At 69.4% G+C, this 25,436-nt stretch carries 25 protein-coding genes; 8 read left to right on the forward strand and 17 right to left on the reverse strand.

Features of this window, described 5'->3' with window-relative positions:
* From HY703_06695 to HY703_06710, 4 genes are all read left to right on the forward strand, one after another.
* Window positions 1-381, forward strand: a 381-nt coding sequence (locus tag HY703_06695) for a TlpA family protein disulfide reductase (protein MBI4544862.1), incomplete at its 5' end; no start/stop codon positions are given.
* Window positions 382-458: 77 nt separating this feature from the next.
* On the forward strand, window positions 459-1,631 hold the full coding sequence (locus tag HY703_06700) for a hypothetical protein (GenBank protein MBI4544863.1): 1,173 nt from the start codon (window positions 459-461) through the stop codon (window positions 1,629-1,631).
* Window positions 1,632-1,728: 97 nt separating this feature from the next.
* Entirely contained in the window at window positions 1,729-1,980 is a 252-nt protein-coding gene (locus HY703_06705) for a hypothetical protein (GenBank protein MBI4544864.1), read from the forward strand.
* A gap of 155 nt (window positions 1,981-2,135) precedes the next feature.
* Window positions 2,136-3,980 carry a PAS domain S-box protein gene (locus HY703_06710; GenBank protein MBI4544865.1) on the forward strand — a complete coding sequence of 615 codons (1,845 nt, stop codon included), beginning with the start codon at window positions 2,136-2,138 and terminating at the stop codon, window positions 3,978-3,980.
* A 25-nt stretch (window positions 3,981-4,005) separates the two neighbouring features.
* On the opposite strand, the gene HY703_06715 is transcribed toward HY703_06710, so the two are convergent.
* The gene (locus HY703_06715) at window positions 4,006-4,371 is read right to left on the reverse strand and encodes a hypothetical protein (GenBank protein ID MBI4544866.1); all 366 of its coding nucleotides are present in this window, start codon (window positions 4,369-4,371) and stop codon (window positions 4,006-4,008) included.
* 205 nt (window positions 4,372-4,576) lie between these two features.
* Between HY703_06715 and HY703_06720 the strand changes: the two genes are divergently transcribed.
* Window positions 4,577-4,756 carry a PLDc_N domain-containing protein gene (locus HY703_06720; GenBank protein MBI4544867.1) on the forward strand — a complete coding sequence of 60 codons (180 nt, stop codon included), beginning with the start codon at window positions 4,577-4,579 and terminating at the stop codon, window positions 4,754-4,756.
* Window positions 4,757-4,854: 98 nt separating this feature from the next.
* On the opposite strand, the gene HY703_06725 is transcribed toward HY703_06720, so the two are convergent.
* From HY703_06725 to HY703_06745, 5 genes are all read right to left on the reverse strand, one after another.
* Entirely contained in the window at window positions 4,855-6,453 is a 1,599-nt protein-coding gene (locus tag HY703_06725) for a putative glycoside hydrolase (GenBank protein MBI4544868.1), read from the reverse strand.
* A gap of 105 nt (window positions 6,454-6,558) precedes the next feature.
* A complete protein-coding gene (gene moeB, locus HY703_06730; GenBank protein ID MBI4544869.1) occupies window positions 6,559-8,001 on the reverse strand; it encodes a molybdopterin-synthase adenylyltransferase MoeB in 1,443 nt (480 codons plus the stop codon).
* Window positions 7,998-8,435, reverse strand: coding sequence for a M67 family metallopeptidase (locus HY703_06735; protein MBI4544870.1), 438 nt, complete (start codon window positions 8,433-8,435; stop codon window positions 7,998-8,000). The genes moeB and HY703_06735 overlap by 4 nt, the downstream gene beginning before the upstream one ends.
* Complete coding sequence (locus HY703_06740; GenBank protein MBI4544871.1) at window positions 8,435-9,355, reverse strand: cysteine synthase family protein; 921 nt, start codon at window positions 9,353-9,355, stop codon at window positions 8,435-8,437. The genes HY703_06735 and HY703_06740 overlap by 1 nt, the downstream gene beginning before the upstream one ends.
* Before the next feature lie 390 nt (window positions 9,356-9,745).
* Window positions 9,746-11,059 (reverse strand): hypothetical protein, encoded by a 1,314-nt coding sequence (locus HY703_06745; protein MBI4544872.1) that lies wholly within the window; start codon window positions 11,057-11,059, stop codon window positions 9,746-9,748.
* Between the two features lie 183 nt (window positions 11,060-11,242).
* Between HY703_06745 and HY703_06750 the strand changes: the two genes are divergently transcribed.
* Window positions 11,243-12,541 (forward strand): MFS transporter, encoded by a 1,299-nt coding sequence (locus HY703_06750; GenBank protein MBI4544873.1) that lies wholly within the window; start codon window positions 11,243-11,245, stop codon window positions 12,539-12,541.
* A 144-nt stretch (window positions 12,542-12,685) separates the two neighbouring features.
* On the opposite strand, the gene HY703_06755 is transcribed toward HY703_06750, so the two are convergent.
* The gene (locus tag HY703_06755) at window positions 12,686-13,711 is read right to left on the reverse strand and encodes an FAD-dependent oxidoreductase (protein ID MBI4544874.1); all 1,026 of its coding nucleotides are present in this window, start codon (window positions 13,709-13,711) and stop codon (window positions 12,686-12,688) included.
* Window positions 13,712-14,061: 350 nt separating this feature from the next.
* On the opposite strand from HY703_06755, the gene HY703_06760 reads away from it, so the two are divergent.
* Together HY703_06760 and HY703_06765 are read left to right on the forward strand one after the other, a co-directional pair.
* The gene (locus HY703_06760) at window positions 14,062-14,628 is read left to right on the forward strand and encodes a hypothetical protein (protein MBI4544875.1); all 567 of its coding nucleotides are present in this window, start codon (window positions 14,062-14,064) and stop codon (window positions 14,626-14,628) included.
* Window positions 14,625-16,295 (forward strand): FTR1 family protein, encoded by a 1,671-nt coding sequence (locus HY703_06765; protein MBI4544876.1) that lies wholly within the window; start codon window positions 14,625-14,627, stop codon window positions 16,293-16,295. The genes HY703_06760 and HY703_06765 overlap by 4 nt, the downstream gene beginning before the upstream one ends.
* A 240-nt stretch (window positions 16,296-16,535) precedes the next feature.
* On the opposite strand, the gene HY703_06770 is transcribed toward HY703_06765, so the two are convergent.
* From HY703_06770 to HY703_06815, 10 genes are all read right to left on the reverse strand, one after another.
* A complete protein-coding gene (locus HY703_06770; protein MBI4544877.1) occupies window positions 16,536-17,576 on the reverse strand; it encodes an NAD(P)/FAD-dependent oxidoreductase in 1,041 nt (346 codons plus the stop codon).
* 101 nt (window positions 17,577-17,677) lie between these two features.
* Window positions 17,678-18,211, reverse strand: coding sequence for a CDP-alcohol phosphatidyltransferase family protein (locus tag HY703_06775; protein ID MBI4544878.1), 534 nt, complete (start codon window positions 18,209-18,211; stop codon window positions 17,678-17,680).
* A complete protein-coding gene (locus HY703_06780) occupies window positions 18,204-19,463 on the reverse strand; it encodes an AI-2E family transporter (protein ID MBI4544879.1) in 1,260 nt (419 codons plus the stop codon). The genes HY703_06775 and HY703_06780 overlap by 8 nt, the downstream gene beginning before the upstream one ends.
* Before the next feature lie 93 nt (window positions 19,464-19,556).
* Entirely contained in the window at window positions 19,557-20,036 is a 480-nt protein-coding gene (locus tag HY703_06785) for an NUDIX hydrolase (GenBank protein MBI4544880.1), read from the reverse strand.
* Complete coding sequence (locus tag HY703_06790; protein ID MBI4544881.1) at window positions 20,017-21,006, reverse strand: aspartate-semialdehyde dehydrogenase; 990 nt, start codon at window positions 21,004-21,006, stop codon at window positions 20,017-20,019. Before HY703_06790 ends, HY703_06785 begins: the two co-directional genes overlap by 20 nt.
* Entirely contained in the window at window positions 21,003-22,241 is a 1,239-nt protein-coding gene (locus HY703_06795; GenBank protein ID MBI4544882.1) for an aspartate kinase, read from the reverse strand. The genes HY703_06790 and HY703_06795 overlap by 4 nt, the downstream gene beginning before the upstream one ends.
* An 85-nt stretch (window positions 22,242-22,326) precedes the next feature.
* Window positions 22,327-23,316 carry an MCE family protein gene (locus HY703_06800; protein ID MBI4544883.1) on the reverse strand — a complete coding sequence of 330 codons (990 nt, stop codon included), beginning with the start codon at window positions 23,314-23,316 and terminating at the stop codon, window positions 22,327-22,329.
* Complete coding sequence (locus HY703_06805) at window positions 23,313-23,972, reverse strand: ATP-binding cassette domain-containing protein (GenBank protein ID MBI4544884.1); 660 nt, start codon at window positions 23,970-23,972, stop codon at window positions 23,313-23,315. The genes HY703_06800 and HY703_06805 overlap by 4 nt, the downstream gene beginning before the upstream one ends.
* Before the next feature lie 183 nt (window positions 23,973-24,155).
* Window positions 24,156-24,890, reverse strand: a complete 735-nt coding sequence (locus HY703_06810) for an ABC transporter permease (GenBank protein ID MBI4544885.1) — start codon at window positions 24,888-24,890, stop codon at window positions 24,156-24,158.
* 199 nt (window positions 24,891-25,089) lie between these two features.
* Window positions 25,090-25,436 (reverse strand): hypothetical protein (locus tag HY703_06815; protein MBI4544886.1); only part of this gene is annotated, 347 nt, incomplete at its 5' end.

Here is a 25,436-nt window from a genome sequence, read left to right on the forward strand (position 1 = left end):
GTGGTGGCCTTCTGGTCCCGGTTCTGCGCCCCCGCCCTCTGGCAGCTCGAGCCGCTCGAGCGACTGCACCGCGCCTTTGCGGGGCGCGGCATCCGGCTCTTGACCATCACGGCGGAACCGCCTTCCTTCGAGATGCGCAAGTTCCTCGTGGAACGCGGGCTGACGTTCCCGGTCTTCCACGACACCCGGGGCGAGGCGGCGCGGGCCTTCGGGCAGTGGAGCACGCCCGAATACTACGTGCTCGATGCCTCCGGCCGCGTCCGATTCCAGCTCAGCTCGCTGGAAGAGATCCCGAGGCAGGTGGCCGCGCTCCAGGTCCAGCCGGTGCTGGCGCGCTCGGGAAGCCGACCGGCTCGACCCGCCGCAACCTCCGGACGTTGAGCGTCTGGCGATGGCCCGCGTGGAGGTCCTGGTATGCTGGTCTTGCCTGAGAGCGGCCCATGCCGGCCGCGGGGCCCGTGACACGGACGCGCGCGCTGCCGATGCTGCTGCTCGCATGCCTGGGGTGCGGGGCAGACGACGGTGCGCTGCCGGGCCGCGAGGCCGCCCGGACTGCACCGGCAGTTGCTCGGCAGCGGGCGCCCCAGCTCGAGGCGGGCAGCGAGCCGCGGGACACGCTGCCGCTGCGGCGCGCCTTCGGCGACTCGCTCGCCTTCGGCTGGATCTCCGGGCTTTGGATCGCGGGAGAGAACCTGCTGGTGTCCGACCCGCAGACGAGTCCGCACCTTCTGCTGATCGATCGCCGAAGTGGCGCCATCCGCAAGCGCTTCGGGCGCCACGGTCGGGGACCACGGGAGTTTCAAGATCCGGTGTGGGCCGTGCCAGTCCCTGGGGACCCCTCGCAAGTCTGGGTCTACGACTTCCAGAACAAGCGCCTGGCGCTCCTCCGGCCGGATGCGCCCGACGACGGAGTAGTAGAAAAGGAGCTGCCGCTCCTCGCGGGGCTCTCGCTGAGCAGCCCGGTCTGGACCGGCGACCGTATCGTGAGCAACGGCCTCTTCCCCGACCACACGCTGACCGTGCTGGACCGAACGGGCAGGATAATCTCCAGCATTATCGCGGATCCGCCTTACTCCGCCCGGGAAGTGCCGCACGGCGTGGGACGAATGCTGCTCAACCGCAGCTTCCTGGCCGTGCACCCCGGGCTGGAGCGCCTGGCGCTCAGCTATCAGTACAGGAGCCGCGTGGACTTCTTTACCGCCGCGGGCGAGATGTACGCGTCGACCACAGGCCCGCGCCCGGTCACGCCCCGCTACCACGTGGCCGACGGCCGCCATTTCTGGGATCCCGGGAGCGAAATGGCGTACGCGGGCGCGGCCGCCGGCAGCCGTTTCGTCTACGCGCTCTTTTGCGGCTGCCGCCTGGGCCAGAACGGGCAGAGCAGCCTGCCCGCGCGCATCCACGTCTTCGATTGGGAGGGCCGCTTCCTGGAAGAGCTGGCGCTGGACCGGCCCGTCATCCAGTTCACCGTCTCAGCGGGAGACTCGCTACTCTACGCCTCGTTCCAGGACCCCTACCCGCGCGTAGGCGAGTGGGCGCTCCCCGCGCGCCTGCGCCGGAGCAGCCGACCGGAGGAACGCCCCGCCGGAACATGGTTCCAGAAGCCGCTCAGCACGGCTGGAAGCTGGTAGATCCAACTGAGCCGGGAGGGCAAGCAATGACGCGCTACACGGAGTCGGGCGGCGAGCCCTGGTCACAGGATGATCCTCAGGACGCAAGGAGCCACTCATGCTGTCGACCCAGCGCTCTCGCAGGTTTGCCGGCGCCGGTTTCCTCGTGGTGGCGGGCCTGCTCGGGCCGGTCTCCGCCGACCTGGACCAGCTTGCCGCCGCGCCCGATGCAGTAATAAAGGTGCAGAACGCGTGCGGATCCGGCGGCGGGACGTGCGAGTTTTCTCCCTACCAGATCTGCACGGACGGAACCGTCAAGTACCTCGACCACATCTGCCTCGAAGGGTGCGGCGGCCCGATCGACGGGTGAGGCAGTTGCCGTGCGGCCCGCACGCCGCCGGAAGCGAAGTTAAGCCGTGAAAGCGAAGTTAAGCCGTGAATGTGAACGGGCCAGGAGCTCGCCGCCCATGGCCTTCGAACACGCGCTGCGCAACGGAGCCGGCGCGAGGAAGAGCAGGTCACGCCATGCTGCACTCTGAGATCGTGAACGCGTTGCGGGCGCCAGTTCTGGCGCTCCCAGGGAGCGGGCCGGCCGCGGGCGCCGCGGCTCGCCTGGCGGCGCTCCGCATCTCGGTCCTTTACCTGGCGCTCGCCGGCCTGTGGGTGTTCGGCTCGCCGCCCGTGCTGGGCGCGCTACTGCCCGCGTCGTCCGGGCCGGGTGCGAATGTGAGCCTGAGCGGCTGGCCGTTCCTGCTCCTGACCGCGCTGCTCGTCTATCTGCTGGTGCGCCACCACCTTGGCCGGCTCGAGGCGTCTTCACCGAGCCGCGGCAGTGACACCCTCGAGCCCGCTCTGTTCGCCACGGACGCGGAAGCCGTGGTGGTTGCCGATGCCGCCGATGGCCGGGTGCTGCAGGTCAATGCACGGGCGGAGGCGCTCTTCGGATTCGCCGCCACCGAGCTGGTAGGCCGCGCGCTGTCCCACCTGGCGCCGCCCGAAGATGCCGAGCGCTGCTGGCGCGCCATCCAGGAGGACGCGCAGGCAGGCCGCTTTGCCACGGCGGAGCTCGTGCTGCGGCGTAAGGATGGGAGCGCCATGCCGGTCGAAGTGCTGGCCACGCCGGCACGGGTGGCCGGCGCGAGGGTCGTACAGGCGATCTTCCGCGACATCAGCGAGCGGAAGCGGCTCGAGGAGCGACTCTTCCAGTCCCAGAAGATGGAAGTCGTGGGGCGGCTGGCGGGCGGCATCGCGCACGATTTCAACAACGTGCTCACCACCATCAAGGGGTACACGGAATTCCTGATCGATGACCTGGATCCCCGCGATCCGCGGCGCGAAGAGGTGGAGGAGATCCGACGAGCGGCGGACCGCGCCTCTGCGCTGACGCGGCAGCTCCTGGCCGTGAGCCGCGAGCAGGTGCTGGCGCCCGAAGTGTTCGACCTGAACGGCGTCGTCTCAGAAATGGGAAAGATGCTCCACCGCGTGCTGGGTGAAGACATCGAGCTGCGCACCGAGCTGGACCCCACGTCCGCACCGATCCGGGCGGACCGCGGCCAGATCGAGCAGGTGCTGCTCAACCTGGTGGTCAATGCGCGGGACGCCATGCCCTGGGGCGGCAAGCTGTCCATCCGCACGGCCAGCGCGGACACGGATCCAGAGGGGCGCGGGCGCGGCGAGGTAGAGGGCGGCCGCTGGGTCGTCTTGGCCGTGGCCGATACAGGCGAGGGCATGACGCCGGAGACGCTCTCGCACGTGTTCGAGCCTTTCTTCACCACCAAGGAGAAGGGCACGGGCCTGGGCCTCTCGACGGCCTACGGCATTGTCAAGCAGAGCGGCGGCCACATCTGGGTGTACAGCGAGCAGGGGAAAGGTACGACATTCAAGATCTACCTGCCGCGCGTGGAACACATGACCGCGGAGCGGGAGGCACAGGTCTCAGCGCAGCTCCGGGGCACTGAGACTGTGCTTGTGGTCGATGATGCCTCGGCCGTGCGGAGCGTGGCGCGGCGCGCCCTCGAGGACGGCGGCTACACGGTCCTGGAAGCTGAGAACGGGTGGGAAGCCACGCGGCTGGCGCGCGAGCACGGCGGCCCGATTCACCTGCTCCTGACCGACGTGGCTATGCCGGACATGGGCGGCCGTCAGCTCGCGGAACGGGTAGTGCAATCGCGGCCGCAGCTCAAGGTGCTGTACATGTCTGGTTTCGGCTTCGAGGCTGCGCTGCGTCACGGCGCGCTCGACGCCGGCACCCCGTTTCTGGAGAAGCCATTTACGCCGGAGTCCCTGGCGTTCAAGCTGAGGGAGGTACTGGACGGGCCGGGCTGTGAGAACGGCCGTGAGGAGAGCGCGAGCGGCCAGAGCCGCCTCTGAGCCGGAAGGCAGAGCGGGCTAAGCCCTACTGCTTGGGTTGCTCTGCCGCCTTCTCCGCCTCGATACGGACGAGCCGTTCCTCCATCTCGAGCTGGAACTTGAGCGAGGCTACGCCCTCGCGCAGGATCCTCGCCTTAGTGCGCTGGCCGCTGCCCCGCCCTGCGGCAATTTCCATCCCGCCCGCAAGCTGCGACTGGTGATCGAATCCGGTGCTCAGGAATTGCCTCTTGAGCTGCGTCAGCGCGCGCCTCAAGGGTACGATCAGGGGCTCGGGGTTGGCCTTGGTGGTGGCAATTTGCTCGACCAGGCTGTGGACGCGGTCCAGCCGGCGCGTCAGCTCCTCGATGGTCGCCAATCTTTGCTGGGCGCGCGCACTGAGCTTGCCGGCCATGGCGGAACCCGGAATTGGGCGGGAGTCGGGGTGCGGCTCACCGGCCCATACCCTGGTGGTGCGGGGCGGTTCCCGGAGGAAGGGGCCCGCGGCGGTCCCCTCGGGTCGGGCGCCGAGACCACCCCGCACGGGGCGTCAGGCTGGCGCACTTCTTGCCCCCAGGCGCTCGACCGGGTCGACCCAGGTCGCCAACACGCGCGGAGCTATGCGACTTCTCCTCGCCGTGACTATTCTCGCCCTGGATTTCTGGGCGATCTTTTCCGTGCTGGGCAGCCGCAGCGCTGGCTTTCGCAAGCTGCTGTGGACCGCGGGGATCATGCTCTTCCCCGTGGTTGGCTTCCTGGCCTGGCTGTTGGCCGGCCCCAAACCGGCGCCGCAGGGCTGAGCCATGGTGCCCGTGGACTCCTCCATCCTGCTGGTCGACGATGACCCCCACGACTTTTCATCGGCCGCGCTACGCGGGGCTGCCCGCGGCCTGAGCGTTCAACGGTGGCTCGGGCTGGGGCTGGGTGAGAGCGAGTCCAGCGCGGGCGGGGGCAACGAATCCCGCCTGGATCCGGACACCGAGTCCACGGGCACGCCGAGCAGCCGGTCCGCGGGTCGCTGGGGCGTAGCGGCTGCCGGGGGTGTCTCCGGCCGAGCGGCGGGAGTTGCTGCATCCCGGCCGCCGGGCCGCGGGAATACCGGCGGCTCACCGCCCTCGGGCGCCAGTGCCGCTGCCGTGTAGCGGCTGCCGGGGTTCCAGAGAATCCAGTCCTCGAGTCCCACGTCGTAGACGGCCTCGATCTGGGCCCGCACTTCCGCAGGCCCGTATCGTGGCGCACCCAGCGTGAAGTCCTGGAGCCAGGGCCGGATCTCCGCCGCGCTGTCACCCTCCGGCGTGCGCCGCAGCGCGTATTCCATGGCCGTCCTCACCGTTTCATACGGCCGGGCGTTGGGGTACGGGATGCCGTACGAGCCCCGGGCGAAGTGCGACGGGTAGACCATGGGCAGCAGCACGTCCGTCGCGTCCACCATGAGCTCCCAGCGTTGCCCGATGCCCATGTCATCCCGCGCCGAGACCGTCAGGCCGAACACATCGGCCGTGACCGCGGCGCCCAGCTCCGCAAGCTGCTGGCGGGAATAGTGCAGGAACTCGCGGATCGCCTGCTCCCGCGTACGACCCGCCTGCGCAGGGAAGACCGCCGTCGCCAGGTAGGACTTGGGCACGTCCGGAAAGCGCACATAGTCCCACTGCACTTCGGAGAACCCGAGCTCGATCGCCTCGCGGGCCAGTGCGATGTTGTAGTCCCAAACCTCGCGGTTGAACGGGTCGACCCAGAGATCGCCGTGGTGGTCCCGCCAAACCAAGCCGTCAGCCCGGCGAATCGCCCACTCCGGGCGCCGCAGCGCCAGCACCGGATCCTTGAAGACGACGATCCGGGCAATCGCGTACACTCCACGCTCCCGGAGCCTCGAAAGCACGCCCGCAATGTCCGGAATGTAGCCCCGAGACGCGCCGATCGCCCGCGCCAGCGGAACGGAGCTCCGGTAGCTGACGTAACCGCCTTCCTTCATATCGATCACGAAGGTGTTGACCTCCGTCCGGTCCGCCAGCTCCAGGAGCCCGGACAGCTTGCGCGGCGAGCCCGCCGCCCAGGCGTTCAGGTAGATGCCCCGCACGGCGGCAGGCCGCGGCACGCGCGCATGGGCACCGACCGGCGTTCGCTCGGTCAGCAGGGCCACCACGAGGTCCTGCGCTTCCCCTCGGCCCCGCTCCCGGCCGGCCCCTGGCCCGGCGGCAGCAGGCGCCCCCGGCGCCTGCTGCCCACCGGCCAGGGATCCAGCAGAAGCGGAAGAGCCCCAACCCCGCCCGGTGCCGCCGACGGCCTGCCCAGCCGCGGACGTGGTCAGCCCCGCCACCCGGCGCCCACCTTCCCGATCGAACGCTTCCGGCACGCTGCTCCTTCGGCGGGCGGAGCTCTCGGCCAGAAGCACGAGCCCGAGGGCGCCTATCAGGAAGACCAGCGCCAACGGCCCCGGCGCATGGCGTGACACCGCCCGCTGGACGAAACGAAATCCTTCTTTCCACTTCAGCATCATGCTGCCCGCTCGAGGTGAAGGCGGTTCCGGCTACCGGAAAATGTTCGGAACCGGTACCGCCGCGCCAGTCCTGGAGGCCGCGGCATGCAGGGCATATACCAGGTTCTAGTATTGCGGCAGGGCAGGATCGACCTCCTGGGCCCAGGCGAGGATTCCGCCCTTCAGGTTCCACAGGCGCCGGAACCCGCCCGCGCGGAGCTGGCGCAGGGCGCGGGCGCTGCGGCTGCCGGAGCGGCAGTGGAGCACGATTTCCTGGTCGGCGTCCAGCTCGCTCATGCGCTCGGCGACCTGGGCCAGGGGGATGAGGCGCGCGCCGTAGCCGGCAAGGTTGGCGATCTCCCACTCGAAGGGCTCGCGTACGTCAATGATGGTGAGCGGCTCGCCGCGGTCCAGCCGCTCTTTCAGTTCCGTAGCGGTCAGCTCCGGAATCGCGTCCGCCTCCGCGGCGGCCGGCCGCGCAGGTCTCAGGCCGCAGAACTCCTCGTAATCGATGAGGCTGGTGATGGTGGGCCGCTCGCCACACAGTGGGCATTCCGGGTCCTTGCGCAGGCGCAGCTCGCGCCAGCGGAAGGCGAGGGCATCGAAGATCAGCAGCCGCCCGGTGAGCGGCTCGCCCTTGCCCAGGAGGAGCTTGATGGTCTCGAGCGCCTGGATGCTGCCCACAATGCCGGGCAGTACGCCCAGGACTCCGCCCTCGGCGCACCCGGGCACCAGCCCGGGCGGCGGCGGCTCGCGGAACAGGCAGCGGTAGCAGGGCCCGATGCGCGCGTGAAAGACCGACACCTGCCCTTCGAAGCGGAAGATCGAGCCGTAGACGTAGGGCTTGCCCAGCAGGGCGCAGGCGTCATTGACCAGGTAGCGGGTGGGAAAGTTATCGGTTCCATCGACTACGACGTCGTATTCGCCGAGCACCTCGAGGGCGTTTTCGCTGGTCAGCCGGACGGGATGCGGTACCACCCGGATGTGCGGGTTGACATCGTGCAGCCGCTCGGCGGCGGCATCCAGCTTGGGCCGTCCGAGGTCCCGCGTGCCGTACAGCACCTGCCGCTGCAGGTTGGTGGCGTCTACCACGTCGAAATCGACCAGGCCCAACGTGCCCACGCCCGCGGCGGCGAGGTACAGCCCCAGCGGCGAGCCGAGACCGCCCGCGCCGATGAGCACCACGCGCGCCTGCTTCAGCCGCCGCTGCCCGTCCATGCCCACTTCGGGCATGACGATGTGGCGGCTGTAGCGGCCGATCTCCTCCGAGCTGAGATCCGCCGGCCCCCCCGCCACCCCGCCGGCAATGCTGGGGAGGATGGTGATCGTGTCGCCCTCGCGCACGGCCGTATCCGGCCCCTGGAGGTAGCGCACGTCCTCCTCATTCAGGTACACGTTCACGAAGCTGCGCAGCCGGCCGTCATCGGCGTACAGGTGTCGCCGGAGCTGCGGCCAGTGCTCGGTCAGCCGGCGCAGTGCGTCTCCCACCGTGGCGGCGTCCACGGCCACTTCCGTGGTGCTACCCGTGTAGGTGCGCAACGGCGTCGGGATGCGGATCGTCGTGTTCAACGGACCTCCTCCATGATGCTCAGCGACTCTTCCTCGAAGCGGAGCCGGTCGTCCGTGAGGCGCCAGGCCCGGGCTTCACCGCCGCCGGCGGGCCCCACGGCTATGATCAAGTACACGTACCAGGGCCAGGCCTGCTCCCGGTCGACTTCTGAGGGGGCGGCGCCGTGATCCGGGTGCGAGTGATAGAAGCCAACGACCTCCAGCCCGCGCCGCTGCGCCTGCTCCTCGATGTGCCGCACGGCGGCGGGCGGAATGAGATAGCGCCGCCCGCGCCTACTCGCGCTCTCGTTGCCGAGCGGGACTGCCTCGAGCAGGTGGCGCACCTCTAACTCCCCCGGCTCCAGCCGTCCGAGCAACGCGCCGCAGCATTCCTCCGGGTATCCTGCCCGCGCGTGTTCGCGCATGACCTCCAGCAACTGGGCCGCCAACCGGATCACGCCGCCTCCGGCCACCAGCTCTCGCTCAGGTAGCGCTCGCCGCGGTCCGGCAGCACGGTTACCACCACGGCCCCGCGTCCTGCGCGGGCCGCGACCCGCCGTGCCGCCGCCACATTGGCGCCTCCCGATACCCCTGCCAGCCATCCCTCTTCGCAGGCCAGGCGCCGCGCCATGGTCTGTGCCTCCTCGGTGGACACCATGAGGACCGCATCGGCCAGGTGGGGGTCGTAGATCCCCGGCACCAGCGCAGTCGCCATGTGCTTCAACCCCTCGATCCCGTGCAGCGGCGAATCCGGCTGCACAGCCATCAGGCGCACCCCCGGCTGATACTCGCGCAGCCGGCGGCCGGTGCCCACGAAGGTGCCGCTCGTGCCCAGGCCGGCCACGAAATGACTGACCCGGCCCTCCGTCTGCGCCCAGAGCTCGGGCCCCGTGGTCTCGTAATGCGCCCGCACGTTCGCCGGGTTGTTGTACTGGTCGGCGTAGTAATAGCGGTCGGGGTCCGCCGCCGCCCGGCGCTGCGCCTCCCGGATCGCGCCGTCCGAACCCTCCAGCGCCGGGGTCAGCACCAGCGCTGCGCCGTAGCCGCGCAGCAACTGCAGCCGCTCCACATTGGCACTGGCGGGGACGCAGATCTCACAAGCGTAGCCGCGCTCCGCGCACAGCATGGCGTAGGCGACCCCGGTGTTGCCGGAGCTGGCATCCAGGAGCGTCCTCCCCGGGCCGAGGAGTCCCGCCTGCTCCGCCGCCTGGATCATGGCGCGGGCGGGGCGGTCTTTCACGCTCCCGCCCGGGTTGAACGATTCGAGCTTGACCCATACCTCGGCACCGCCTGCGGGCGCGAGTCGCCGCAACGGCACCAGTGGTGTATTGCCGATGAGCAGGTCCAACGAGTGAGCCTGCACCGAGGTCAGCATGCTGCACCCCACAAACGAGCCCGGCGGCCGCGGCCTCCAAGGACCGCGACCGCCGGGCTGCTTTGAACGCGCCGCTCAGTGCGCGTGTCTTGCCCGCGAGCCGCGCCCCGGAGGGCCGGTCGCGCCACGACAGCAACACAGGCAGCAGGCGGCGTTCACGAAAAGTCCTCTCCCGACACTCCGTAGAACCTGCAGCGCTCACTGCGCCCCGTGCGGAGTCGCAATCGAGCACGCATCGGACAATAAGGAACAGGCGCGGCGTCTGTCAACACCTTAGTGGTCGAATTCGCAAGTACGGTCGCATTCGGCCGTGACCGTACCTACGAAAACCTACGAACTCGACCACTTAGAGGCGGGGTTGGCCATGGAGCGCCCGCCCCGAGCCGCGGATCATGCCGGCGCCGCTCCTTCCAGCACATCCAGAATGAGCTGTGCGTTGCGGGCGGCGCCGCCCAGCTCGGACCGCACGTAATCCGCCGCGGCGCGGCCCGCCCGTGCACGCGCCCCGGCGTCCCGCGCGAGGTGCAGCAGCAGTCCCGCCAGGACCTCGGTGTCCGTTACCACTGCGCCTCCGCCACCCACCACCAACTCCGCTGCTTCCCGTGCGTTCGCGTGCCGTGGCCCGAACAGGACCGGCAGTGCCAGCGCCGCCGGCTCGACCACGGAATGCAGCCCCGCCAGATGGAAGCCTCCGCCGACGTAGGCGATGTCGCCCGCCGCGTAGAGGTGAGCCAGCACCCCGATACGGTCGACAAGAACGACGGCAGGCAGCCGGCCGGGGCGGGATTCCACCTTGGCCAGCCGGGCATGCCCGAGTGCCAGGCCATCGAGGGTGCGCTCCAGCCGCGCGAGGCAGGGCTCTTCGGGCTCGTGTGGCGCGATCAGCAGCCGCGACGGCACGACTGCGGAGATGAGGGCGAAAGCAGGGAGCAGGCGGGCCTCATCAGCCGGCCACGTCGAACCCGCCACGACGGTCACCACGGCCGGGTCCCGCAGCCGCTCGACCAGCAGGGCGGCGTCCGCGAAGGCGGCGCGCTGGCGGTACATCGCCCAAACCTGGTCGAAGCGCGCATCACCGGTGACCCGTGTACGGGCGCCCGGTATGCCCAGCAGGGTGAAATGACGGGCGTGCTCTTCGGTCACCGCGCCCACGGCGTCCAGCCGCTGGTAGGCGGGGCGGAGCAGGAGTCGGGCCGTTGCGCGCAGGCGGCTGGAGCCGCGGGGGAGCACGGCGTTGACCAGGGCGAGGCGCGCCCCGACCTGGCGCGCTTCGCGGGCGAGCACGGGCCAGACCTCGGTGCGGACGAAGGCGATCACGCCCGGCTTCAGCGCCCGCAGCGCGCGGCGCACGGCGGTGCGCGTGTCCCAGGGCAGGTACCCGTGTACATCCGCGCCGACGCGCGCCGCAATCCGCTCGGCGGACGGAGAGAAGTGCGTGAACGCGACCTGCAGCTCGGGGCGGCCCTGGCGGAGCGCGCCCGTGATCGCCTGGGCCATAAGCGCTTCGCCCACGGAAGGCGCATGCAACCAGATGAGCGGCCGCGCGAGATCCCGCTGAGCGCTGCCCCAGCGCTCGAACTCCGCCACCGTTGCCTGCCGGCCGGCCAGGCCGCGCCGCAGCTTGGCGTGAAGCGGCGAGCCGAGGCGCAGCAGCGGCCGGCCGCTGACCATGGCCAGCTCGTAGAGCAACTCGAAGGTGGGCACGACGCGAAGTTAGGCCCGCCCGGGCAGCCCTGACAAGCTGCGGCCCTGCGCCCAGCAATGCGGCGCAGGGAGGACCCGGACCGATAAGATCACAGCTCCTCCCCCCGCCCGCTGGCCTGCCATAGATTGCGCGCGCCAGACGCACCGGGGTCGATGAACCCACACGCCTACGCGGGAGGTTGTATGGCCACACGCGTCCAGGACCCCGGCAGCCCCCCTGCAGCCCGCCGGCCCGGCGGGCTGCTCTCCCGCCGCATCGTGAGCTGGGCGCTCTACGACCTGGCCAACACGATCTTCTCCATGAACATCGTGTCGCTATACCTCTCGCTCTGGGTCATCAACGTCATGGGCGGCACGGACGCGACCTGGGGATACGCCAACAGCTTCTCCATGTTTCTCATGTTGCTCACGGCTCCGCTGCTGGGTGCGGTCTCGGATCAGGCGGGGCGGCGGCTCCCCTTCCTGCTGGGCAGCACGATCACCTGCGTGGCGTTCACCGCCCTGCTCGGCACGGGCGGGCTGGCCTGGTCCATCGCCTTCTTCATCGTCGCGAACTACTTCTTCCAGGCCGGCCTGATCTTTTACGACGCCACACTGCCCGTGGTCAGCACCCCGGAGAACCGGGGCCGGGTGGGCGGATTCGGCATCGGATTGGGCTACCTGGGCTCCTTCCTGGGCGTGATGACGGGGCTCCTATTCCTGGAACGGCTTGGCTACATCTTCCTCTTCCGCGCGACTGCGCTGCTCTTCCTGCTGTTCGCCATACCCATCTTCCTGTACGTCCAGGAGCCGCGCCGGCAGCAGCGACTGCGCCTGGACGCCGGCCTGCCGGGGCGCGCACTGCGCCAGGTGCGCGATACCTTGAGCCACGTCAAGCGTTACCGCGGGCTCGGGCGCTTCCTCGTGGGACGCGTGTTCTACGTGGATGCCGCGAACACCGTGATCATCTTCATGGGCGTGTACGTCACCAACGAGGTGGGCTTCACGCAGCGCGAGGCGCAGATCCTGCTCCTGGTGGCCATTGCGGCAGCAGTCGCGGGCGGCCTCGCGCTGGGGCATGTGGTGGACCGCATCGGCCCCAAGCGAACGCTCAACCTGGTCTTAACCCTCTGGATGGTCACTCTGGCGGGCGCCATGCTCATCGCACTGGCCGGGCTGCCCAAGGCACTCTTCTGGCCCGTGGCCTGCCTGGCCGGCATCGCCCTGGGCGGCAACCCCACCTCCGACCGGCCGCTCATGCTCACGCTCTCGCCGCCCGGCCGCGTGGGCGAGTTCTACGGACTCTACAGCATGGTGGGAAGGTTCGCCGCCGTTGTGGGACCGGCACTCTGGGCGCTCGTTTCCGAGACCCTGGGCCTGGGCCGCCCCCTCGCCATTGGCAGCCTGCTGCTGATGGTGGTGGTGGGATACCTGATCCTGCGGCCCGTGGACGACGCGCCCCGGGCCTGGCGCGCCCAGGACCTGGAGCCCGTTACGGAATAGGGCATCAGCTCACTTTTCATAGAACGTGCCGTCCTCCTCCAGGATCCCGTACCGGGCCTGGCGCATCGCTCCCCGCACGTATCCGGTCAACATCGGCTCATCTCGCGAGGGCCCCCTCGTCAAAAAACGGCCGCAGAACGGCTCTCAACTGTACTTCTCGCGCAGCTCGGCGCTCACGCCGGCCACTGCCCGCTTCTCCTTGAGCTCAGTAAGATAGCGCTCGGCCGCCATGGCCGCGGTGGTCGCATCGCCCACCGCCGTCGAGATCTGGCGTACGAGCTGGCTGCGCACGTCTCCCGCCGCGTAGAGCCCCGGGAGCGACGTCTCCATGCGCCAGTCGGTGATGAAATAGCCGCCCGCGTCGTGCTCGGCGTGCTCCCCCAGCAGGTGCGTGTTGGGCGCAAAGCCAATGAACACGAAGATCCCGGTAACCGCCAGCGTGCGCAGCGGCCCCGTGCCCTCGAAGTCGTACTCGCCATCCGGCTTCCTGGTGCCCTGCAGCACGAGCTGCTTCACGCCGCCCGCGTCGCCCTCGACCCGCTTCACCACGCTGTCCCAGACCACCTCGATCTTGGGGTTCCGGAACACCCGCTCCTGGATCACCTTCTGCGCCCGAAAGGAGTCCCGCCGATGGATCAAGTAGAGTTTCTTGACGTAGCGGGTAAGGAAATCCGCCTCCTCGCAGGCGGCGTCACCTCCGCCCACCACCGCGATCGTCTCGCCCTCGAAGAAGGCCCCATCACACACCGCACAATAGCTTACGCCCCGGCCAGCATACTCCCGCTCCCCCGGCGCCTCGAGCATGTGCGCGGTGCCGCCCGCCGTCACGATCACCGCCGGCGCCACATACGTCTCGCCGGATTCCGTCTCCACCCGCCAGGCCTGCCACGGCTCCGGCGCCGCCGGATCGCGCGCAATGCCCGTCACCGTCTCTGTCCGGATCTCACAGCCGAATTTCGACGCATGCCTCGTCATCAGCTCGGCCAGCTCCATGCCGCCCACATGCTCGAAGCCCGGATAATCCTCGATGTCTTTCGTGTTGAGTAGTTGACCACCCGGCAGCCCGCGCTCCAGGATCACCGCCGACAACTTCGAGCGCGCGGCATACAGCCCCGCCGCCAGACCGGCCGGCCCGCCGCCCACGATCACCGTGTCGTAGTGTCTCGCCATGCGACCACCTTCGCCCCCCATACTCCGCCACGCCTGCAGCGCTTCCGCAGCACCGCGCAACGAATCAAGTGAACCCGCGCCGCGCAAGATAGGTTCCGTCCGCGAGGCCCGGCAACGGAGCCGCAGCCGCCCGTCGTTGCGCCACCGTCCGCGTTCGCTCCGCTGCTGGTGTCAGCTACGGGGCCCTGCGAGCAGACAAGCTTGGCTGTACGCCGGTCAGGCCGACCGGCGGCGAGCATCCCTTGACGCCCGTCGTTCTGGGCCGTACCCTTGCCGTTGAGAACCACTCTCAACTAAGGGCCGGCGGCGGGGTGGGCCGCGAATCCTGGAAACAGCAGACGGAGGGGGTCATGCGCGCGTACTGGCGCTTTCCGGCGGTGTGCATGCTGGCGGGTACCGCCCTGGGGTGCGGCGGTGCGGACGCGCCGCCGGCCGACCGGGCGACGGAGTCGGTCGGCCCAGCAAGTCAGGGGACGTTGGCTCGGGATGCGGCCGATACTTTAGCGAGCGCGGCGGCAGTAGTGCCCGGCACTCCTCCCGGCGGCCTGTACCAGTGGGTCTCGGAGATCCGGAGCGGGATCAGTCTGCTTCCGGCGGAGGCGGCGCGCGACGTGGCGGCGGCGCAGCGTCGGGCGCTGGAGCTGTACACGACGCGGCAGGAGTATCTGGAGAAGTACTGGGGTCCTCGGGGGCGGCTGATCTCGGGGGGTGCGCTGGGCAGCGCAGTGGAGAAGGCGGAGCACGAGTTCCACGATCTCATGCAGTTGCTGGTCGCGGCTCCAGCGCCGGACACCGGGCGGGTGCACCTGGCGGTAGCTTCGCTGGATGCAGCGTTGCAGCGGGTTATTGAGGCGGCGGAGGCAGCGGGTGTGCCGCTGGTCGGGGGGCCGGCCGACTCGGGGGCGAAGCCGCAGTGAAGGCGGGCGGGCGGAAGCTGGTCCACGGGCGGGCGGCGGCGTGGCCCTCGCTGGTGCTGGCGGGGCTGTTGGTCGGCTGCGGCTCGAGCGCGGGGGAGCCCGCGGGGAGCGGCGGGGGTCGGGATCAGGCAGCGCCGGCTGCCAACCTGGCGCAGCTCATGGCGGGCCTGGCCAGTATCCAGGCCACTGCCGCGGCCGGCGATGCGCCGGCCGCGCAGGGGGCGGCGCTGCGGCTATATCTGGATGTCTACGAGCCACTGGAGGGCGTATACGGCCCGGGCGGCGCGCTGGCATCGCCCGGGCTGTCGCAGCTCGTCCTGCAGGTTGAGGCCGCCTTTCACGAGTTGATGCGGGCCGACCCGAAAGCCGCGCGCATCGAGGCGCTGGCGGCCGGGCTGCGAGGTCAGGTCGAGCGGCTGCAGGAGCTGGCGTCCGCGCCGCCATCCCCGCTTCGGCGCTCCGGTTCCGTCCTGGAAACCGATGCCGGCTGGGCTCGACTGGGAGGCGGCGCGCGCACGGCGGAGATCGCGGCGCTGCTCGAGGAATTCACCCTGGCGGAAGCCGCCTATTCCAGGGGAGACGCCCGCCGTGCCCTGGCTGCGGTGGAACGTGCCTACCTGGAAGGCTTCGAGCCGCTCGAGGCCCGGCTGCCGGCGCGGCGGGTCGGGCGCATCGAGCGGCTGATCCACCTCAGGCTGCGTCCCCAGCTCGCCGGCGGCGCAGCCGCCGCTCAGGTGCAGAGCACCTTCGCTTCGCTCAAGTCCGAATTGCTCGAGGCGGACGCGCTGCTCAGCGAAGGCGCGTCGTTCTGGTTCGGCGCCGTCAACGCCTGGATCATCATTGTGCGGGAGGGGCTCGAGGCGGTGCTCCTGGTGGCGGCGCTGCTGGCCTACCTGGCCGCAGCCGGCGCGGACCGGCGGCACGAGCGCCAGATCTATGGCGGCGTGCTGCTGGGCGTGACGGCAAGCTTCGCGACCTGGCTGGCGGCCCGTTCGTTCCTGTCCCTGGGCGGCGCCAGCCGCGAGCTGCTCGAGGGCATCACCGCACTCCTCGCCGTCGCGGTGCTGCTCTACGTCTCGCACTGGCTGTTCCAGAAAACGTATATCCAGGACTGGAAGGACTACCTGCGCCAGCGCCTGGGCAAAGCCGTTTCGACCGGGTCGGCACTGGCCATGGCCGGACTCGCCTTTGCCGCGGTGTATCGCGAAGGATTCGAGACCGTGCTCTTCTATCAGGCGCTGCTCTTCGAGACCGGGCCGGCCGCCGTGTTGGCCGGCTTCGTCCCGGGATTCGTGCTCATTGTGGGCCTGGGCGCGGGCATCATCCGCCTGGGACTGCGCCTCCCCTTGCGCCGCGTCTTCGCCGTGACCAACGCTATCCTGCTGTACCTGGCCTTCGTGTTCCTGGGGAAAGGCATCTACAACCTGCAGGAAGCCGGGATCACGGCACCGCATCCGCTGCCCGGCGCCCCGGATCACCCGCTGCTGCGCCAGCTCTTGGGAGTCTTTCCCCTGGCCGACACAATGATCGCCCAGGCTCTCTTCCTGCTACTCCTCCTCGCCGCCGCCATCTTCTACCGCTGGCGCCGCCGCGAGGTTAGGGGCAAAGGCGCCCTGTTCGCAAGTGCAGCAACGAATTTCTCACGCGGAGCCACGGAGTTGCCGTGAGTTCGTGGATCAACGGCGCATGCCACGCTCGAGCCCTGAGTTGAATCTGCCGAGCGAGTGAAGGAATCGCTCCGTGCCCTCCGCGGCTCCGCGTGATTCGCGACTGCTGTGCCTGCATCACGCCTTCCTCGCCGTCCCGCGCCTCGACCACGCGGTAGCCGTAGTGCTCGAGAATCGTCCGGTAGACGACGAGGTTGTCCTCGTTGTCCTCGACCAGCAGCACGGTCTTCGGTGTGGCGCTCATTGCGTGGCGCCCTGCTCGGCAGCCGCCTCCCGTTCCTGAAAGATCTTCAGGTTCGTCGAGTGCCCCGGGTTGTAACGCGCCTTGGGGTCCATGCGATGGACGGCATGGTTCACCGCCATGGCCGCCTCGCTGAAGCCCGTGGCAATGAGCTCGAGCTTTCCCTCGTAGGTGACAATGTCTCCTGCCGCGTAGAGTCCGGGGATGTTCGTCTCCATGGACTGGCTGACCTTGATCGAGTTCCTCTCCAGCTCGAGTCCCCACTGCGCGATAGGACCGAGTTCCGGCTTGAACCCGATCAGCGCCAGCACAGCATCCAGCTCGAAGGATGTCTCCTCGCCGGTGCGGTTGTCGATGATGGTCGCGCCGCTGACGCGCTCGTTGCCGCGGATCTCGCGCACCTCCTTGTAGGTGAGCAGCGCCATTTCGCCCGCCGCGACGGCGTTCCGTATCTGACGCATGGAATGGGCGTGCGCGCGGAAGCCTTCCCGTCGATGGATCAGGATGAGCCGACGGGTTCGCTGCTTCAGGTTGAGCGCCCAATCCACGGCGGAGTCGCCGCCTCCCACGATGAGGACCCGCTGGCCCTCATACTCGGAGGGATCCTTCACGTGGTAGGCGACGCCTCGTCCCAGCAGCTTCTCGTAGCCGGGGCAGTCCAGCGTGCGCGGCGCGAACGCGCCCTTCCCCCCTGCAATCAACACGGCGCGGGTAGGGAAGCGCCCCCGGTCGGTGGTGATGATGAACCGGCCGTTCTCCTGAATCAGCTCCTGCACCTGTTCCTCGAGGCGGACCTCGGCGCCGAACTGGAGTCCCTGCTCGATCAGGCTTCTGGCCAGGTCGCGCGCCAGGATCTGCGGGAATCCACCCACGTCGTAGATGTACTTTTCCGGATAGAGCGCCGCGAGCTGGCCGCCCAGCTCCGGGAGCGAGTCGATGATTCGGGCGCTCACGCCACGCAGCCCGGCGTAGAAGGCGGCAAACAGACCCGTTGGCCCTCCGCCGATGATCGTGATGTCCTTGGCTTCCTCTTCCTTCACGTTTCGCTTCCATGGATGGCATCAGCGCTGGCCAGGCTCCGCGGGCACGGGCACGGCAAGTCCATGATACCCCGCATCATGGCCGGTTGCGCGGCGGCATCCTAGCGTGCGCGGCTGCGGGCACGCAAGGCGAGGAGCCCGGCGCGGATGTAGTCGCCGATCGCGTAGAGGCCGGCAACCCCTGTGACCAGCACGACGGCCTCGATCCACTGCGGCCGCGCCATGAGTACCAGAACCGCCAGGATCTGCAAGCCGGTCACGATCTTGCCGCCCCAGCGGGCGCGCAGCCGGACGGGCAGCCGGCCGAGCAGGACACTGATGGACGCGGCGGCGGCGAACAGGTCGCGGGCCAGAAGCACCAGGAGCTCCCAGATCTGCAGCACTCCGCTGCGGGCGAAGCTGGCCAGTGCGACCAGCACAAACACCTTGTCCGCCAGCGGATCCAGGATCTCGCCGGCGCGCGTGCGCTGGCCGAAGCGGCGGGCGATCCAGCCGTCCAGGTAGTCGGATGCGGCCGCCGCCGCCAGGATCAGGACGCGCAGCACTGGGGTTTCGGCTGCCAGGAACGCCAGGGCGAGGGGCAGCCGGAGCGCGGATACGGCGTTGGCCGAATTCCAGTAGCGCGATCTAGCCATGGCCCGTGCTTCGCGGGAGGTAGGCGCCGGAGCTCTGGTAACGCTCGAGTCCCAGCCGGACGAACAGCTTGAGCAGCAGCGCGACGGGCATGGCCAGCAGGAGTCCGACAAAGCCGAAGAAGGAGCCGCCGACGGCCAGGGCGAGGATGACCCACACGGGGTGCAGCCCGACGGAGCCACCCACGATGCGCGGTCCCAATACCGTCGAGTCAAGGAGCTGCACCAGCACGAAAACCAGCGCTACCTTGCCCAGCGAGAGCAGGATGCTGCCGCTGAGCAGCGCAATGATTACGGCGGGCACCAGGCTGGCTACCAGGCCGAGGTAGGGCACGAGGTTGAACACGCCGGCGACCGTGCCGACCACGGCAGGATAGGGAAAGCCCAGCACCCAGAGTCCCAGGCCCGTTAGCACGCCCACGGCGGCCGCCGCCACCACCTGCCCGCGCAGGTAGCGCGAGAGCAGCAGGTCGTATTCCGCCAGGAACGCGAGCCACGCCTCGCGTTGCCTGTCCGGCATCAGCAGCTTCAGCCGCTCGAGGATGCGGTCATAGTCGCGCAGGAGGTAGAAGCTGAGAACGGGCGTGAGCACGACGTACCCCAGAACCGTGAGCACGGTGCCGATGCCGCGCCCCAAGCCGAGGATGGCGCGCCAACTGCGCCGCACGATCTCTTCCTGACGCGCCTGCAGGAACGCCGAGATCCGCTCCGGATCCAGCTCCTCGAACCACTGCAGCACCACTTCTTCCCGGATGAAGGGCAGGTTCAGCGCCAGGATCCTGGCCCTCAGTGTCTGCACCCAGGCCACCGCGCGCTCGAGCGCGCCAGGAAGTTGCAGGATCAGCGCCTCGATTTGCTCCGCCAGTGCGGGCAAGCCGGCCGCCAGCACGACGGCCAGCCCGGCCACGACGGGCAGCGCCCACAGCAGGATGGCCCAGGAGCGGCCAATCTTGCGGCGGCTGAGCATTTCGACGGCGGGGTTCAGGATGTAGGCCAGGACTCCGGCCAGGATGAAGGGGGCGAGCAGGAATCCGGTCGTGCGCAGCAGCCAGAGCAGGAAGAGCAGTGTGGCGGCGGAGAGGATGAGGACGAAGAAGCGGGTCCCCGCGTACGGCGAGAGCAGGACCAGCAGCAGCAGGTACAGCGTGAAGGGCGAGAGCACCAGGCGCAGGTCGTAGAGGAACGCCCCCAGCACGATCAGCACAATGGCTGCCTGCAGGAAGGGCACCTCTCGCAATGCCGGGATCCGCGCCATTCGATTCTGCTCTCTGGCCTAGTTTAGGGCTCGTCAGGAAATAACTGCTGCACGCGGCCGGCTGCAAAGCTCGGCCTCGGTGTTCCCAGCGGTTCAGCCCAGGCGCTGTCCGGCCGCGCGCAGCACCTCGCGTGCGTTTTCGTACGTCACGGTTTCCATCGCCTGGTCCAGCGGCAGCCAGACGCACTCGGAAATCCCTTCTTCGACCTGCGGCCTGGCCTCGCCGCTGCGGGACTCCATGAGGAAGAAGTGGCAGAACTTGTGCACGAGCTGCCCCTCCTGGTGGAAGTACCAGTCGATCTTCGCGATCTCGGCCACCGGCTCGAGGTCGGTCAGCCCCGTTTCCTCCGCCACCTCGCGCAGCGCCGCCTGCACGGGCGTCTCGTCCTGCTCGACATGGCCCTTGGGCAGTCCCCAGTTCTGATAGGGATCACGGATCAAGAGGAACTCGAAGGCGCGCTCCGCGCGCCGGTAGACAACGCCGCCGGCGCTGGTCTCGATCCGGGTCCGATTCCTGGCGCGGCGGCCCGGCAGCGCGCCGCGCTTGCCCCTGCTAGGCGGGCGCTCGCTCACGCAGGATCCACTCCCCGATTTGGACGGCGTTCGTCGCGGCCCCCTTGCGCAAGTTGTCCGCGACGACCCAGAAGTGCAGGACGCGGGGGAGGTCGGGGTCGGCGCGCAGGCGGGTGACGCGCACGGCGTCCGTGCCGGCCACGTCGCGGGGCAGGGCGTGCTGGCCTTCGGGCAGCAGGTCCACGCCGGCGGCGGTCGCGAGCGCCGCCCGCGCGGCCGCGACCGAAAGCGCCTGCTCTGTCTCCGCCGTCACAGCCACGGCGTGCCCGACTTCCACCGGCACGCGGACGCACGTCGCCGAGACGGCCAGTTCCGGCAGGTCGAGGATCTTACGGCTCTCGTTCCGGATCTTCTCCTCCTCCTCCGTCCACCCACCTGCGGCCGGCGCGCCAATAGCAGGAATCACGTTGCCGGCAATCGGCGCGGCAAAGGGCGTTTCCGTGGCCGGCAGGCCGGCCAGCTCGGCGCGAAGCGCGCGAATGCCCGTCTGCCCCGCGCCGGACACCGATTGGTAGGTGCTGGCCACCACTCGCCTGAGCCCGGCGGCCCGGCGCAACGCCTCGAGCGCGATCACGAGCTGGATGACCACGCAGTTGGGGTTCGCCACAATGCCGCGGGGCCGCTCCGCAATGCGGGCCGCGTTCACCTCCGGCACGACGAGCGGCACTTCCGGATGCATGCGCCAGGCGCTCGTGTTGTCCACCACTGCCGCGCCCTCGTCCACGGCGCGGGGTGCCCACTCGCGGGAGCGCGCTGCGCCCGCGGAAAAGAGCGCCAGCGCGCAGCCGTGAAACACACCGGGCGCGGGCGCCTCGACCGCCCACTGCCTGCCGCGCCACGGCAGCAGGGCGCCGCGGGAGCTAGGCGAGGCGAGAGGCACGATCTCCTCGGCCGGGAACCCCCGCTCCTCCAGCACCTGCAGCATGGTGCGGCCCACCGCGCCGGTGGCGCCCAGGATCGCCACCTTCATGGCGTTGCTGGTGCCAGGCGGAAGGCCTGGTGGAGCACGCGCAGCGCGGCATCCTCGTGGCGCGCGTCCACGAGCAGGGCAATCGAGATAGCCGAGGCGGAGAGGCCATGCACCTCGATTCCCGCATCGCGCAAAGCCCGGTAGGCGCGGGCGTAGACGCCGGGCCGCCCCGTCATGCCGCTCCCCACCAGGGCGATCCGCGCCAGGCCGGGGCGCACCTCGAGTCCCTCGCCGCCGACCTCGGCCAGGAAGGCCTCGCAGATGCTGCGCGCCTCCGGCAGCACGGCGTCCCGCACCGAGAGCTGGACCTGCCGCCGGCCGTCGGGCCGGTCCGCCTGCGCCAGCATGTCCACACTGACCTCCGCGCCGGCCAGCCGCTCGAGCAGCTCGGCCATGGGCGGCATCCCGGCCGGCACGCCGCGCAGCACCAGTTGGGCGTGGTCGGACTCGGAGGCGAGACCGCTGAGAAAGAGCTCTTCCATGTTGCGCATCACCCGGGTGATCAGCGTACCGCCGGCATCGCCGCCAGCGAACGAAGATAGCACGCGAATCGGGACCTCGAAGCGGGCGCCGATCTCGACGGCACGCGGGTGCAGCACCTGAGCTCCTGACTGCGCCAGCTCGAGCATCTCCTGGTAGTCCAGGCACTCGATGCGTCGTGCCCGCGGCACGCGGCGTGGATCCCCTGTGTACACGCCATCCACGTCGGTGTAAATATCGCAGCGCTCTGCCCCGAGCGCGGCCGCCAGGGCTACGGCCGTGATATCGGATCCGCCCCGACCCAGCGTGGTGACCTCGCGGTTCCGGCTCACCCCCTGGAACCCCGCCACAATGACCACGCGTTCCCGGGCCAGCTCGTCGCGCACGCGGCCCGCACGCACCTCCTCGATGCGCGCACCCGTGTGTCGGCTGTCGGTGATGATCGCCGCCTGCGAGCCCGTCAGGCTGACCGCCTCGATGCCGCGCTCGCGCAGCGCCATGGCCAGGAGCGCCATGCTGATGCGCTCGCCTGCCGTCAGCAGCATGTCCAGCTCGCGGGCGTGGCGGCGCCGCGGCGCGGGCGAGACCGCATGGGCCAGCTCGAGCAACCGGTCCGTGGTGTGGCCCATAGCCGAGACCACGACCACCAGACGGTGCCCGGCCTGGCGCTCGCGCGCGATGCGCTCGGCCACCTCGCGGATCCGCTCCGGCGAGCGCACCGAGGTGCCGCCGAACTTCTGAACGATCAGCGCCATGGCAGCCTGCTATTGCAAGTCCCGGGCAGGCGGCTGGAATGGCAGGGGCAAGGGCTAGCGCAAGCGGAGGGCACCCGCCCTTAGCTCAAAAGATCGAGAGATTGATGTACTTCCGGGGGTTGGCCTGGAAGTCCTTGATCAACGCCTGCACCATGGTATTGGTCTGCACGATCTGGCCGTACAGCGTCGTATCCTGCAGCATGCGGCCCAGCGTACCCCGCCCCTGTGCCGCCGCGCCCGTGATGACCTCGAGCGACTGGAAGGCGCTGTCCACGGAGCCGATGGCGGAGCGGAAGTCGTTGCTGAGCAGCACCAGCGCGCCCGTGAGCGAATCCACCTGAGCGGTGGCGGCCTGGATGTTGGTGACAATGCCGGCGAGCTGGCCGCCGGCCACGGCCGCCTCGACCTGCGCAGCCACGCCGCGCACGGCCTCCGCAGCCTGTTCCAGCGTCTGGGTGGTGGAGGCGAGGTCGCCGGCCAGCGCATCCAGGGTTCGCTGCTGGCGCTGCACCAGCCCGGTGAGCTGCTCGCTGACCTCCTGAATGTTCTCGATGGCCGTGCGCAGGCGGACGGCGGTCTCCTCCGTGAACGCGATCTGCACGCGCTCGCTGAGCACGGCCAGGTTCTCGGCAATGCGGTCGGCCACCTGCGTGATTTGCCCGATGTCCGGCAGCGAGTAGCCGGGCAGCACGTCGGGATCGGCGGCTTCGGCGTAGACAAAGCGGGGGTAGCGGCTGCGGGGGACGATCTCCGCCTTCCAATCGCCGAACATGGACTCGGGCGACAGCAGGACGACGGGGTCATCGGGGAGGCTCACCTGGTCGTCGATGCGCAAGGAGACGAGCACGCCGTTCCCCCCCTCCTCGAGCACGACGTCCTCGACCTCGCCGATGGGCACGCCGCGCAGCTTCACGGCATTGCCCTCGAGCAGCAGGCCGATTTCCCGGAAGCGCGCATAGACCACTCGCTCTTCGCGGCCGAACCTGCCGCCTTTGAGCCAGAACGTGCCGAATCCAATGAGCAGGAGCCCGAGCAGGATGGCGGCGCCGACCACGACTTCGGCCCGGCGAGTCACGCCGCCTCCTGCGCCAGCTCCGGCCTGCCTTCGATGAAGGCGCGGACCACGGGGTCCGTCACCGCCTGGATCTCCGCCGGTGAGCCGACAAAGCGGATCCGCCCCTGGTACAGCATGGCGATCTGGTTGCCCACCCGGTATGCGCTCCTCATGTCGTGGGTGATGACCACGCTGGTCACGCCCAGCTCGTGCTCGAGCTTCAAGATCAGCGCGTCAATGACCGCCGTCGTGACGGGATCCAATCCCGTGGTAGGCTCGTCATAGAGCAGGTACTTGGGCCGGCTGGCAATGGCGCGGGCCAGCCCCGCGCGTTTGCGCTGCCCGCCCGAAAGCTGGGCGGGAAAGCGATCCTGGAACCCCTCGAGCTCGACCAGCCGCAGCGCCTCCTCCACCCGCTCCCGGATCGCCGCCTCGCCCATACCGGGCACGCGGCGCAGCCCCATGGCCACATTATCGGCGACGCTCATGGAATCGAACAGCGCCGCGAATTGGAAGACGTAGCCGGCGCGGCGCCTCAGCTCGTATAGCTGGTCGCGGCCCAGACGCAGCACTTCTTGACCATCGACCAGCACCGTGCCCGCATCCGGCCGGAGCAGGCCGACGATGGTCTTGAGGAGCACCGATTTGCCTGAGCCGGAGTAGCCGATCACGACCATGGTCTCGCCCTCCCGAACCTCGAGCGAGACGTCCTCCAGCACGACCTTCTCGCCGAAGGCTTTGCGCACGCCCCTCAACTGAATGCTCACCGCCCGCCTCCGAATGCGTCACGCGATTCGCGGAACCTTGCCCTGCTCCCCGTATCCCGAGTCAGGAATTCGCCGGACCCCTGACTCATGACACTAGAGCAGCACCACGGCCCAGAAGGCATCCAGGACCAGGATCAACATGCTGCTCGCCACCACCGAGCGCGTGGTCGAGCGGCCCACGCCCTCCGCGCCGCCACTGGTCTGAAAGCCGAAGTAGCAGCCGATCGTGGTGACGGCCAGGCCAAAGGAGGCCGCCTTGATGAGGGAATAGCGCACATCGAAGGGCACGAAGAAGAGGCGCAGTCCGCGCACGAATTCCGGCGTGGAGAGATCGAGCAGATTGATGGCCGTGATCCATCCGGCGAGGATGCCCATGGCATCAGCGAAGGCGACAACAACGGGGAACATGACGATCCCGGCGAGCACGCGGGGGATGACCAGGTACGCCGCCGGGTCGTAAGCCAGTGTTTCCAGCGCATCGACCTGCTCCGTGACCTTCATGGTGCCGATCTCGGCCGCGATGTTGGCACCCACCCGGCCGGCCAGGGCCAGTCCGGTGAGCACCGGCCCGAGCTCGAGGATCATGGTCTTTCCCACGAGCACGCCGACGAAATAGAGGGGGACGGCGCCGGTGAACGTGTAGGATGCCTGCAGTGCCAGGACGATGCCCGTGAAGGCCGAAATGAAGAGCGCGATGGGCAGGGAATCCACGCCCAGGCGCGCCATCTGCAGGACGAGCAGGCGAGCCCAGGTGGCGGTGTCTCGGAGCGCTCGCCCCACCGCCGCGACGAACTGGCCGAAGCGGCCGAAACCCGCCGTGGCGTCCATTGCCGACCGCCCAACCCACGCCAGCGGAGCGCTCCACCCATAGTGCATGCGCGCTAACATAGCCATCCGACCACCAGGCTGTCCAGCTTGAGGTGGCGTGGAATTTGGCGGCCGGCCCGCCAATTGCAATTCGGGCAGGGGAGCGGAGGAATGGCAGCAAGCGCCGGGCGCGGGAAGGGGCGTCCTGGCTCCCGCGGCCTCAATCGCTGATCCAGCGCAGCGCCGGGACGGCCGGCGCCTCGCCCAGCTCGGCGGCCAGGCGGAAGAAATGCAGCAGCCCGTCTTGCATGCTCTGATCCAGCGAGTATTCGAGCGAGCGCCAGTAGCGGAGGAGCCGGTCAGGCTCGAGGCCGTAGCGAATGGCGTGACGGCAGGCGAGCTGGGGGGCATTGGCGTGGAAGAACGCGCGCGACTCGAGCAGCAACGCGTGCAGCGCGCGGATCTCCGCATCCCGCTCCGCGCCGGCGGAAGTTTGCCAGAGAGCGTAGACAAAGGGGAGCTGGGTCCACTCCGTCCAGGCGGTCCCCAGATCCAGCAGGCAGTAAC

Source organism: Gemmatimonadota bacterium, from assembly GCA_016209965.1.
Classification (GTDB): domain Bacteria; phylum Gemmatimonadota; class Gemmatimonadetes; order Longimicrobiales; family RSA9; genus JACQVE01.

What these genes read in the sequence shown, in the direction of transcription:
- HY703_06780 (MBI4544879.1), bottom strand. Translation starts at nt 19,463, where the DNA reads ATGGCGCGGATCCCGGCATTGCGAGAGGTGCCCTTCCTGCAGGCAGCC.
- HY703_06740 (MBI4544871.1), bottom strand. Translation starts at nt 9,355, where the DNA reads ATGCTGACCTCGGTGCAGGCTCACTCGTTGGACCTGCTCATCGGCAAT.
- HY703_06755 (MBI4544874.1), bottom strand. Translation starts at nt 13,711, where the DNA reads ATGGCGAGACACTACGACACGGTGATCGTGGGCGGCGGGCCGGCCGGT.
- HY703_06795 (MBI4544882.1), bottom strand. Translation starts at nt 22,241, where the DNA reads ATGGCGCTGATCGTTCAGAAGTTCGGCGGCACCTCGGTGCGCTCGCCG.
- HY703_06715 (MBI4544866.1), bottom strand. Translation starts at nt 4,371, where the DNA reads ATGGCCGGCAAGCTCAGTGCGCGCGCCCAGCAAAGATTGGCGACCATC.
- HY703_06810 (MBI4544885.1), bottom strand. Translation starts at nt 24,890, where the DNA reads ATGGACGCCACGGCGGGTTTCGGCCGCTTCGGCCAGTTCGTCGCGGCG.
- HY703_06790 (MBI4544881.1), bottom strand. Translation starts at nt 21,006, where the DNA reads ATGAAGGTGGCGATCCTGGGCGCCACCGGCGCGGTGGGCCGCACCATG.
- HY703_06760 (MBI4544875.1), top strand. Translation starts at nt 14,062, where the DNA reads ATGCGCGCGTACTGGCGCTTTCCGGCGGTGTGCATGCTGGCGGGTACC.
- HY703_06775 (MBI4544878.1), bottom strand. Translation starts at nt 18,211, where the DNA reads ATGGCTAGATCGCGCTACTGGAATTCGGCCAACGCCGTATCCGCGCTC.
- HY703_06805 (MBI4544884.1), bottom strand. Translation starts at nt 23,972, where the DNA reads ATGGTCGTGATCGGCTACTCCGGCTCAGGCAAATCGGTGCTCCTCAAG.
- HY703_06710 (MBI4544865.1), top strand. Translation starts at nt 2,136, where the DNA reads ATGCTGCACTCTGAGATCGTGAACGCGTTGCGGGCGCCAGTTCTGGCG.
- HY703_06750 (MBI4544873.1), top strand. Translation starts at nt 11,243, where the DNA reads ATGGCCACACGCGTCCAGGACCCCGGCAGCCCCCCTGCAGCCCGCCGG.
- HY703_06720 (MBI4544867.1), top strand. Translation starts at nt 4,577, where the DNA reads ATGCGACTTCTCCTCGCCGTGACTATTCTCGCCCTGGATTTCTGGGCG.
- HY703_06705 (MBI4544864.1), top strand. Translation starts at nt 1,729, where the DNA reads ATGCTGTCGACCCAGCGCTCTCGCAGGTTTGCCGGCGCCGGTTTCCTC.
- HY703_06725 (MBI4544868.1), bottom strand. Translation starts at nt 6,453, where the DNA reads ATGATGCTGAAGTGGAAAGAAGGATTTCGTTTCGTCCAGCGGGCGGTG.